The sequence below is a fragment of the Paenibacillus sp. F411 genome (assembly GCF_017582705.1).
GTDB lineage: Bacteria > Bacillota > Bacilli > Paenibacillales > Paenibacillaceae > Paenibacillus_AQ > Paenibacillus_AQ algicola.
Window position 1 is genome coordinate 1 of sequence record NZ_JAGFIP010000025.1, and the last position, 11,526, is coordinate 11,526.

Sequence of the window (11,526 nt, forward strand, 5' to 3'; positions counted from 1 at the left end):
GTCGCTGCAGGAAGAGGGGGCTTCCGATCGCTGTTGTCCCCAGATTTCTTGTTCATACCGCTTGGCGGATGAAATCCGGGGACAAAGGCGAGCGCTCCGCTTCTCCAGCCTCCCTCTTCCCTCCGCTCCTTCGTCATCTACTGCAAAACCGTTAAGATAGAAAGGATGGAAGCTCTTTGTTCCAGAATCAACCTTCGTTTTCATTCAGCCCGTACACGTCCTTGTATGACCTGATCGTGCCCAAAGACAAAAAAGCGTCGCGGCTGGCGTAACTGTAAAGACCGTGATTGGCGACACGGCGTATTCGGAGAAGAACAACCTGATCTATAGCAAGAAGAATCATATGGAACGGGTCTCCCGGTTAAACCCGCAGATTACGCAAGGGGACGCAAGAAGGAGACGGGCAAGAACCAAGCCGACACCTACGACTTTGATGTAGAGCAGTGCAAGAGGTGTCCCTTGAAAGAGGGATGTTACAAGGAGGGCGCCAAGAGCAAGATGTACTCCGTCACCATTAAATCCGGGGTGCACGCCGAACAAATGGCGTTTCAGGAAAGTGAGGCTTTCAAAGAAAAAGCCAAAAAGCGTTACAAAATTGAAGCGAAGAACAGCGAACTCAAGCACAGACACGGGTATGATGTGGCCACATCCTCGGGTCTATCCGGCATGCATATGCAAGGAGCAATGGCTATATTCGTGGTGAATCTGAAACGAATCTTTACATTAGGAAGCTGAAAGAAACCGAAAAAAAGGGGCGCCGTGCTCGCTTTTATTGCGAGCTCGGTGCCCCTTTTTTTATATTAAAGTCTGTTGGCCTTCGCTCAGCGAGGGTATTCCGCCATTGTGAAGCAGCATTTGCTGCAGAGATGGCGATGGGGCTAATTGCACGTCAGGAGACGTGTCCGGCCGGAATGGCTACCCAGTGTCCTGGGGTCACCTCCACCAGCTCGGAATGCTCCAGATTGTATTTATCTTCTCCCGTCCGTTCTTCCAGCAGCACCCGCTTCTTCGCAGCTTCGATCTTGGGGTCGGGAATCGGAATGGCAGACAGCAGTGATTTCGTATACTCATGCTGTGGATTGGCGTATAGCTCCTCGCTTTCGGCCAGCTCCACGATCTTGCCCTGATACATGACAGCTACCCGATCGCTGATGTGCTTGACCATCGACAAATCGTGAGCAATGAATAAATAAGTGAGGCCCAGGCGCTGCTGAAGCTCTTCCAGCAGCTTGACGATCTGCGACTGTATCGAGACATCGAGCGCGGACAAAGGCTCATCACACACTATGAATTTCGGTTCTACCGCGAGGGCCCGGGCAATCCCGATCCGCTGACGCTGTCCCCCGGAGAACTCATGCGGATACCGGTCTGCAAAGGCCGGGTTCAGCCCGACCATATCGAGCAGCTCCTCAACACGCTTGCGGCGCTGCTGCCGGCTTCCGGACAGCTTGTGCACATCCAGCGCCTCGCCAATAATATCCACGATCTTGAATCTCGGGTTGAGCGAAGCATACGGATCCTGAAAGATCATCTGCATATGCTGACGCATGGTCTTCATTTCACCGGACGTAAGCCGGTTCACCGCCATCCCCTGATACAGCACATCGCCTCCTGTCGGCTGATGAAGCCGCAGAATTGCGCGCCCTGTTGTGGACTTGCCGCTGCCGGACTCTCCGACAAGGCCTAACGTTTCGCCGGCATTAATATGGAAGCTGATATTGTTAACGGCCTTCAGCACCTGTCCCTTACCCATGCTGAAGTGCTGCTTCAATCCTTGAACCTGCAACAGCGGACGCTTCAGCTCCTCTGCTGTCAAGATCGATGATACCGGCTTCGGCTTCTTCTTCTCATGAAGCCTCGGCAGAGCGTTCAGCAGCTTGAGGGTGTACGGATGCTGCGGATTATCAAAGATCTCCTCCGTCGTTCCCGTTTCTACAATAACGCCATCCTTCATGACCGCGACCCGGTCGCACATACCGGCTACAACGCCGAGATCATGGGTAATAAGAATGATCGAGGTGCCAAAGCGGTTCTGCATATCCTTCATGACATTCAAAATCTGGGCCTGAATCGTTACATCGAGCGCCGTCGTAGGCTCATCCGCAATCAGCAACGCCGGCCGGCAGGCGAGTGCAATGGCGATCATGACCCGCTGCCGCATCCCGCCGGAAAATTCATGCGGATACTGGCTGTACCGCGCCTCACTGTTCGGAATACCAACCAGCTTCAGCATATCGAGCGCTTGCTGCTTCGCTTCTTTGCCCGACAGCTTCTGATGCTTGATCAGGCTCTCCGCAATCTGCTCTCCGATTCGAAGCGTAGGGTTCAAGGACGTCATCGGATCCTGAAAAATCATGCCCATATCCCGTCCCCGTATGCTCTCCATCTCACGCTCGGTCTTCTCGTTCAGGCTCTGTCCTTGAAACTTGATCTCGCCTTCCTTCATAAAAGAAGGCGGCGACGGGAGCAGGCGCATAATGGAGCGGGCAGTGACGCTTTTGCCGCTGCCGGATTCACCGACAATGCCCAGCGTCTCTCCCTTGTTCAGCTGGAAGCTGACTCCGCGTACCGCATGAAATTCCCGATCGCGGTTCTGAAAGGATACGTTTAAGTTTTTTACATCTAGTAGGGGTTCCATATCTCCTTCTCCTGCCTTAAAATATATATAAACTATGATAAAGAAAGAAACGTTTGATCTCTATTGACTTTTGAAAAACGCTAAAATAAAATATACTATATCACTCGGAATAATGCAATTTATGAAGGAGGGCTAGTCATCTTATGGATGTGAAGGAAGCTGCCGGCTTCAGCCGGACCATCAACCACATCACCAGCACGTATCGTAAAATCCTTCTGAATCCTTCATATAAATACCTCTTTCTCTTGTTAGGAGCTCCGGTTCACCTGGTTGTCTTCTTCGTTTATATGATTCAGAGAAATCATGACGCTTATACCGCCGTGGTTAACAGACTGCGGAACGAGTGGTTATCCTCCGGCTATCATCTGAAGCTGCAGGAGGAGATCCAGGATCAGTTGCGGCGTAAGGCTGAATTTTTTCAACAGCAGCTCTCTTCGGAGAAGCTGAAACGTGAGACCGAGCGGCTCGCGGAACAGAAGTTCCAGGAACAGCTACATGACGAGGCGATCAAGGAAATGCAGCTTAACGGGCAAAGCCGGTTAACTTTTGCGGACACGTTTGAATCCTTGATCCGCAGGCCGGCTTTTTTTGCAATTTCATGGATTCCAGGCTTGCTCATGTATCTGATGATCATTCTGTACAGCTATCCCTTGCTGAAGTTTATCTCAGAGCGGCTTGTTATGACGTGGTTCGTCATCCTTGGAGTGTCGGTGCTGGTGTTCAGCATTCTCTATATGTCGCCGATGAATCCGGCCGCCAACATCTTAGGTGTGACCGCGACTCAGGAACAGATCGAGGCCTTCAACCGCCTCCACGGTCTGGATCAGTCATATTGGGCGCAGCTGTGGAACACACTAAAAGGAATATTCACCTTCGACCTGGGGAAATCCTTCTCCGGAAATGAACAAGTGACCGACAGTATTGCAAGGAAATTTCCGATTACGCTGACGCTGACCGTGATTTCCCTGCTCATCGCGATGATCATTGCCATTCCAATCGGAATCATATCGGCGACCCGGAAGAATTCGTTCTGGGATTACTCCTTTATGTTCATCGCCCTTCTGGGATTGTCGATTCCGAACTTCTGGCAGGGCTTGATCTTCATTCTGGGCTTCTCCATTAATCTGAAGTGGCTGCCGGCAACCTACAGCCCTGGGAACTGGCTCTCTATGATCATGCCGGTCATTGTGCTGGGCACCGCGCTTACAGCCTCCGTTGCCCGAATGACACGCTCCTCAACCCTGGAGGTCATTCATGAGGACTATATCCTGACCGCCAAGGCGAAAGGCATCAGCAGCCGACAGGTCCTGCGCCGGCATGCGGTGCGCAACGCGCTCATTCCGATTGTTACTGTCATCGGTCTTCAGTTCGGAGCGATGCTCGGAGGCGCCGCTGTCACGGAGAAGGTATTTAATATTAGCGGGATCGGCGGCTATATTGTAGACAAGCAGTTTATTCCCGACATCCCGGCCGTTATGGGCGGTGTCGTATACACAGCCATCACGATTTCGATTGTAAATGTGATGATTGATATGATGTATGCGTTCCTGGATCCGCGGATCCGTTCCCGGATGAAGCAGTACTGAGGCGGCTCATTGCAGCCTTTCAGCACTGCAACCTTATTAAAGCAGGTGTACCCATGATCAAGAAGAACTTACAACAATCGCAGCAGGACCGGTTCCGCCTGAAATCCTCACCCGAGTATTCCCAGGCGAACTTCACTTGGGTCGTCTCCCTGGCTTTAGCCCTTGTATTGCTGCTAAACAGCTTTGCATGGGGCAGCCTGGAGGTTCGCCCTGTGATCCTGGTATTATTCATCCTATACACCCTGTTCACCTTGGGGCAGGGAGCACTAACCTACCAAATCCGGCGAGATCTCACCCGGCATGGAGAGATCAGGCCGGCAACAAGAAGATGGGGATACGCCGGCCTGCTCAGCCTGCTGACAGGCAATGTGTTTCTGACGGTGGCTTCCTTCAACCTGATCAAGAAGCAGAAGAGTCCGGAATATACGATTTCGGTATATATGCTTCTGACTCAGATCTTCGTCATCGCGCTATCGTCTCTAAATATGTTCAAGCCTTACGTATCGAATGGGTTCTTGCCCGGTATGGGCATACTGATTGCCGTTACCGTGTTTCATCTGACGGCGCTGCTCCTCGTCGCCAAGTATGCCCATCAGCATGTGCTTCCTGCCGGATTGAAATGGCTGGCACTGCCGTTGCTGCTAACCGCAGCTACCGGTAATTTGTTCGCCGTTGTGCTGGGGCTTAGCCTGCTATCCAAAATCCGCCGTAGTGCGAATCCCGGGGCTACCCGCTGGGCCGATGTCTGGATCAAAATTACGAGCAACCACACGGCAATGCTCGGCATGTTCTTCATTATATTTCTGTTCACGATTTCCGTCAGCAGCCTGCTGACCTTTGAATATAGCTTTGCTGTAGACAATAATTACAGTGCCATTCTGCAGTCGCCGTCACTGACCTATCCACTGGGAACGGATGACTTTGGCCGCTGTCTGTACTCCCGAATTGTCTTTGGCGCACGGATCTCGCTCATTGTGGGATTTATGTCGACACTGATTCCTGTTATTATTGGAGGCATCCTGGGTGCCATTTCCGGCTACTATGGCCGTCATACTGACAATATCATCATGCGGGCGCTTGATATTTTGTATGCTATCCCAGGCATCCTGCTCGCCATTGCGATCATTGCTGCTTTCGGGGCAAATACGTTCAACTTGATTATCGCGCTGAGTGTCGGAGCGATTCCGACCTATGCCCGGACGATGAGAGCGAACGTGCTGATGGTTTCCACCTATGAATATGTGGATGCGGCGCGGGCCTTTGGCTCCAGCCATCTATCGATCATCTTCAAGCACATTGTACCGAATTCACTGGCCCCCATGATCGTCAAAACTACTTTAACCATTGGTGGGGCGGTCATTGCTACAAGCAGTCTGAGCTACCTCGGACTGGGTGTAGAGCCCCACATACCGGAATGGGGCAATATTCTGAAGATCGGAAGCACGTATCTGGAGACGAACTCGTACCTGGCCATCTATCCCGGCCTGGCTATCATCGCTCTTGTGCTCTCCTTTAACTTTCTCGGCGACGGACTGCGCGATGCGCTGGATCCGAAGCTGGACTAACTAGCGGCAACAACAATTTATATATCCAGGAGGAACTCAACATGAAGAAAAGAAACATCCTGCTTCTTCTGCTCACCTTTGTGCTGATCCTGAGCGGCTGCACCGTTCAGACGAAAGACGAGGGTCAATCTACGCCTGCTCCAGATAACAATGCCGAGCAGCCTGCCAATACCACAGCACCAACCATCGAAGTGCTGGGGATGAGCGCCAATGAAGCGGACCTCAATATCATCCGCGACCAGCTTACCAAGAACGGCTTTAACGTGAAGCTGAACATTCAGCCGGACTACGGCAGCTTCAAAAGCCAGCAGGACGCCGGTAATTATGATGTATCTATGTCCAGCTGGACGACCGTAACCGGGAACCCGGACTATGCAGTACGCTCCCTGTTCACCACTGGCGGCGACTACAGCATTATGTCTGATGAAGAAGTGGATCAGCTGATCAACCAGGCATCCACTCAAAGCCCGGAAGATGCAGTAGAAACGTACAAGCAGCTGGAGCAGGTGCTCGTTGAGAGCAAGGCCTATATTGCACCGCTGTACATTTCATTGAAAAGCCAGGCACTGAACAAGGATGTTCTGAATCCGGAGTCGGTACGCCTGTCGAAATCCCGCTCCCTGCCTTGGGAAGATATTGACTTTAACGATACGTCCAAGCGCGACCAGGAGCCTCTCATTTTGTCCCAGACGATCCCTACGCTGACTTCCCTGGATCCGATCAAGGGCAATGACGGCTCGATCAATATTATTAACACGAACATGAACGTACGCCTGATTAACCTGACCGATGACGACAAGATTACGTCCGAAGGCTCGCTGTCTTACAACCACAGCATTGCTGAAGGCAACAGCGATTACTACTTCATTCTGCGGGATGACATCAACTTCGCGAAGGTAGAAGACAAGCTGGCTGTAGATTCGGGAGAGCGTGTCGGTGCAGATGATGTTGTCTTCTCCATGAACCGTGCCAAGAACAAGGATTCGGTGCCAGATCACCGCACCTATACCCTGCATGAGCATATTCAGGATGTAGAGGTTGTGGAGGATCTTGCTTCCCTGGATGCCGTAAAGGTAGCCGGCAGTGACGAAACAGTTCGCCAGGCACTGGAGAACGGCCTGGATACCCCAATCGCATCTCTCGTGACAGACAAGAATCAAGCCAGCACCAAGGACGGCAAATATCAGGTTATCAAGCTGACGACCACCGAGCCGTTCCCGCAAGTCCTGAATTACCTGGCTCACCAATCCGCAGGGATTGTATCCAAGAAGCAGGTTGAAAGCATCAACACCTATGATGTTGCTAAATTTGATGTGAACAAGGACATCCCTTACGGCGATCAGAACACGGTAACCGAAGGCGATCAGTATAATAACACCCTGTATGCCAGCGGTCCTTACATTCTGTCGTACAAGAATGACTATGAAGCTGTGTTCTACAAAAACCCTGGTTACATGACAGGTACCGACCATGAGCCGAACATCAATCAGGTGAAGGTACGCTTCATTCAGGATGCAGACAGCACACTGGCGGCATTGCGCAGCGGAGAGATTCATCTGTTCTACTCCGTTCCTGAAACGAAGTATGATGTTGTCCGTAGCGACAGCAAGCTGGAGCTGCAGACGGTTCAAAGCAATGCCGTAGCCTACCTGCTCTTCAACACGGCGAACCGTGATGTAGCGAAGAGCGAGGATCTGCGCAAAGCCGTTCTGCATTCCATCAATCAGGACGAGTTCCTTGCCTACTACAAGAACAACAAGGAAAAAGCCTACTCCACACTCAGCCCGCTCGTGAACACGGGCAATGAGCTGAAAGCCGATCCGGCGAAAGTGAAGGAATTCCTTGCGAACTATCAGAATTCGAAGTAAGCTGCTGTAATTAAAAACCTCCCCCGAGATGAGATGATCCCGGGGGAGGTTTTTTGTTTCCATAGTCTGTTTTAACGAACCGGACTTACCGTCTGAATGCAGTCCACCATCGACAGTACCTGAATCTCTCTCGCCGATGCCGGCTCGAATGGAGCTGCTCCTTCACTGCGACGGGAGAAGGTGACCACCTTCGGCTGGCCTGGAACAAGATCAAAATCATTATCGCTGAAGATTCCCTCCTGCTCCGTGGTAAGCCACACATGGCGGGCTAGGGTATGGCACTCCAGGCGATACGCTGGCTGCCCGTTCTCGGTAATTGCTGTCACACTGATTTCAGACTGTTCCAGCTGAAGATCACGATCGTGGACGAAATAGAATGTCTTGCTGTCAAGCAGCATGTCCTGCTGCTTCAGCTCTGCCTGCAGCACTACCCTTCCGGCCTCTTGCCCGGACAGGAGCTCAGCGGCATCAATCTCGTACAGAATGCTCGACTGCTGCGCCTGCACAAGAATGTCCAGCTGATCACGCCACAGCACGTTACCTTGAAGATCCATCAGACACAGCTCAAGGTGACCCGCCGTTTCCTCGCGCAGATCAGACACCCCATACACTTCCAGCCTCTGCTCCCCCTCCTGATGATGTACAATGAGGCTCAGATCGCGGAAGCAGCGCTTGGCTGTATACTGCAGCGCCTTCCAGCGTCCCAGGTAATCCATGCCTGCCCAGGAAGCAACAGGCCAGCAGTCATTCATCTGCCAGTATAGTGTCCCCATGCAGTATGGCATCCGGCGGCGATGAGCTTCAATGGCCGTCTTCATTGCATCAGCCTGCAGCATCTGGCTCATATGAAGGAAGGCTTCGAAATCCTTGGGCTCATTCATGTACTGATCCATATAGCTCTTGATCAAGCGGTTGCCGGCGCCGTTCTTCTGGTGGGCCAGCATGACCTTGGACTCCAGCTCCATATCGCTTTCCTCAGCATAAGTGCGGACGGTGCGCGGCTCCGGGAAGGACTGAAATCCGTACTCGCTCATGAATCGGCCGACATGCACCTCATAATTGCTAAACGGCTCCGTGTTATGCCACACCCCCCAGTAGTGAATGTCTCCGCTCGTGGTGCTGGAATGCGCATGCTGACTGATGTCGCCGGTGAGTGAGACCATCGGAGAAGACGGCCAGTAATCCATGCCCGGCGCATAAGAAGATACGGCCTTCGGCAGCACCTCGTGAAAAATAGCCTCATAATCCTTCCAGATCTGCTCCCGCTGCGCTGCGCTGTAATCCTTCTTCCAGCCCCAGCCACCATGCTCATCATAATGCGACCAAGCGGTGTCAATTTCATTATTGCCGCACCATAGCACGATCGAAGGGTGATTGCGCAGCCGCACGACATTATCCTCTGCTTCAAGCTTCACACTTTCGAGGAAAGTGGGGTCGCCCGGATACATACTGCATGCAAACATGAAATCCTGCCACACCATCATGCCGTACTCGTCGCACAGCTCGTAGAAGGCTGCCTCTTCATAAATGCCGCCGCCCCAGACGCGAAGCATGTTCATATTGGACTCTGCGGCCGAGGCAATCTCATGACGATAGCGCTCTGTCGTAACCTCTGTTTGGAAGCTGTCATTGGGAATATGGTTTGCCCCCTTGGCAAACACTGGCGTTCCGTTCAGCTCGATGTAAAAGGATGTGCCCTCCTGATCCTTCTTCCGAATCAGCTTGGCGCTGCGCAGTCCGGTGCGTACTGAAGCTTCTGCCGATGTCTGTGCTCCCTTCAGCTCCGCCTTAAAGGTGTACAGATGAGGCTCGCCCAAGCCTCTGGACCACCATAGCTTCGGCTGCTCTATATCCAGTGGGAGCTCTGCCGTATGCTTCCCCGCACTCACCTGAAGCTCTTTTGACCAGCGGCTGTCCTCCGTCTTTACCGTCAGGACACCACTGAACGAAGCATCCGTCTCAAAGGTTACCTGTGCTGTAAGGCGGGCAAACGGGGCCGATACCTCATCCTGCCGGATGAACACGTCGCTGATGCGAACGCCAGACCAGGCCTCCAGCGAGACCGGTCTCCAGATTCCGGAGGTCACAAACCGCGGACCCCAGTCCCAGCCGTAGTGATAGGGCGCTTTTCGTGCAAAAATGCTAAGCTTCTTCTCGCCAAGACCGCCCACCTCAGACTGGTCATTGGTAGCTGGTAACGGGTAGCCCAAGGCTTCCAGCTTCGGCAGATCCTCTTGAATCGGAGAACGAAATACAATGCGCAGTGTGTTGCTGCCCATCTTGACGAGAGATTTCACCTTGATTCTCCAGGATCGAAACATGTTATCGGCCGAGAGCACCTGAGTTTCGTTCAAATATACATTCGCATACGTGTCCAAGCCTTCAAATACCAGATCCAGCTGCTGCTCAGCGTACATCTCCTCTGTGACCTCAATGACGGTTTTATACTCCCAGTCCTTCTTGTCAATCCACTGCAAATCATGCTCATTTGTACCATAGAAAGGATCTCTAATCTGGCCATTATGCAGTAAATCAGTATGAACACAGCCCGGCACCTTCGCAGGCAGCCATTCCTGTCTCCCTACTTCTCTAAATGTCCAGTCTTGAATAAGCATCTTGTTCAAGTTCATCACGCGCTCCTTTAGGTTCGTCAGGTTCTATTGCATCCGGTTACATATGATAGGATAATAACATAACAAAATAACAAATGCGCACTTGATAACAAATTTGTTATGTTGTTTGGTGTTAAATATACCGTCATTCCGCACCGCCGTCAATATCAAAATAAAAACCTAAGAGTGCAAGTCCGAAAATCCGCAATTGGATCTGCTGAAGGGAATATGAGACGGGAAAAAAGCCGCTCGCGCTGTATCAGCCTTGGGAAATGCTGCATAGGCTGATGTATCACGTTTGACAGGAGATTAAAACCTATGAGCTTATATGAACCGCCGGTGCAGATTCAAACCTTAACCTACAGAACGCCGACTGCGTTTATTCAGTACCCGCAAGTCCGGGGGCTTGCCAGCCAGCAGGCCGAGCATAAGATCAACCACACCATCGTAATGGCTCTGCAGGAAATGGAGCGGCAGCAGCAGAGCGTTCAGAGCGGCAGCCATCCAGAGATGACCGTACATTTTGAGATCAAGACGAATGAACGCGGCATCCTCAGCCTGATGCTCAGTAATTATACGTATTCCACGCCTATGGCTCATGGGTATACTGTGGCCAAAGGCCTGACCTTCTCCACAGCAACCGGGCAGCTGTACCGTCTGGGTGATTTATTTAAGCCAGGCTCCAATTATGAAGCCGTATTGGCCGCCGAGGTGAAGCACCAGATTAAAGAGCGGGATCTGCCCGTGCTGGACAATTCGGTTACCGTGCAGCCGGATCAGGATTTTTATCTGGCCGATAAAGCCCTGGTGCTCTTTTATCCGCTGTATGCGATCACTCCCTACTATGTCGGCTTACCCATGTTCCCCATCTCGGTGTACAGCCTCCAGCCGATCATCGCGGAGGATGGACCGCTGGCTGTGTTAACGGCGGGTGTGGTATAGATACATTGTAATCGGCAAGGGTAGTTCATAAACAAGAATAAGATGGCAATTTAACACGAAAACGAACAACTCTGCATTCAGGATTGGCCGCACCTGTAACCGCAAAGAGAGCACCTCAATTACGCATTGTCTTCCCCTTATGCTGAGCACTAACTGCTATTGTTATTTTTAAGATAATATCTCACGACAAGTACTAGAGTAAAAACGATGAATAAAATGCTCAGGAATGTGGAGGATTCATAGTAGGTCTTAAATTTTTCTATGGACCACCGATCATCAGTGATCAATAGATCTGCAATATCATTACTGATTGAA

General features: G+C 51.7%; 7 protein-coding genes and 1 pseudogene. 5 read left to right on the forward strand and 3 right to left on the reverse strand.

The annotated features are described in order from the left end of the window. The coding region (locus JJQ72_RS19105) for a hypothetical protein (protein WP_208204639.1) at positions 1 to 204 on the reverse strand (204 nt) is incomplete at its 3' end. Between the two features lie 43 nt (positions 205 to 247). Here JJQ72_RS19105 and JJQ72_RS19110 point away from each other — a divergent pair. Beyond that, positions 248 to 735: pseudogene (locus tag JJQ72_RS19110) on the forward strand (transposase); the annotation flags it as partial. A gap of 154 nt (positions 736 to 889) precedes the next feature. On the opposite strand, the gene JJQ72_RS19115 reads toward JJQ72_RS19110, so the two are convergent. Beyond that, a complete protein-coding gene (locus tag JJQ72_RS19115) occupies positions 890 to 2,638 on the reverse strand; it encodes an ABC transporter ATP-binding protein (RefSeq protein WP_208204640.1) in 1,749 nt (582 codons plus the stop codon). Between the two features lie 143 nt (positions 2,639 to 2,781). On the opposite strand from JJQ72_RS19115, the gene JJQ72_RS19120 reads away from it, so the two are divergent. The 3 genes from JJQ72_RS19120 to JJQ72_RS19130 are packed head-to-tail and all read left to right on the forward strand — an operon-like array spanning position 2,782 to position 7,657. After that, positions 2,782 to 4,224: an ABC transporter permease gene (locus tag JJQ72_RS19120; RefSeq protein ID WP_208204641.1), complete on the forward strand. Its 1,443-nt coding sequence runs from the start codon at positions 2,782 to 2,784 to the stop codon at positions 4,222 to 4,224. Between the two features lie 53 nt (positions 4,225 to 4,277). Then, positions 4,278 to 5,789, forward strand: a complete 1,512-nt coding sequence (locus tag JJQ72_RS19125; protein WP_208204642.1) for an ABC transporter permease — start codon at positions 4,278 to 4,280, stop codon at positions 5,787 to 5,789. Positions 5,790 to 5,830: 41 nt separating this feature from the next. Further along, complete coding sequence (locus JJQ72_RS19130; protein ID WP_138224840.1) at positions 5,831 to 7,657, forward strand: ABC transporter substrate-binding protein; 1,827 nt, start codon at positions 5,831 to 5,833, stop codon at positions 7,655 to 7,657. A 71-nt stretch (positions 7,658 to 7,728) separates the two neighbouring features. Here the strand turns inward: JJQ72_RS19130 and JJQ72_RS19135 are convergent, their stop codons facing one another. Further along, positions 7,729 to 10,287: a beta-mannosidase gene (locus JJQ72_RS19135; RefSeq protein WP_208204643.1), complete on the reverse strand. Its 2,559-nt coding sequence runs from the start codon at positions 10,285 to 10,287 to the stop codon at positions 7,729 to 7,731. 300 nt (positions 10,288 to 10,587) lie between these two features. Between JJQ72_RS19135 and JJQ72_RS19140 the strand changes: the two genes are divergently transcribed. Next, the gene (locus tag JJQ72_RS19140) at positions 10,588 to 11,211 is read left to right on the forward strand and encodes a DUF3298 and DUF4163 domain-containing protein (RefSeq protein ID WP_208204644.1); all 624 of its coding nucleotides are present in this window, start codon (positions 10,588 to 10,590) and stop codon (positions 11,209 to 11,211) included. Positions 11,212 to 11,526 lie beyond the last annotated feature (315 nt).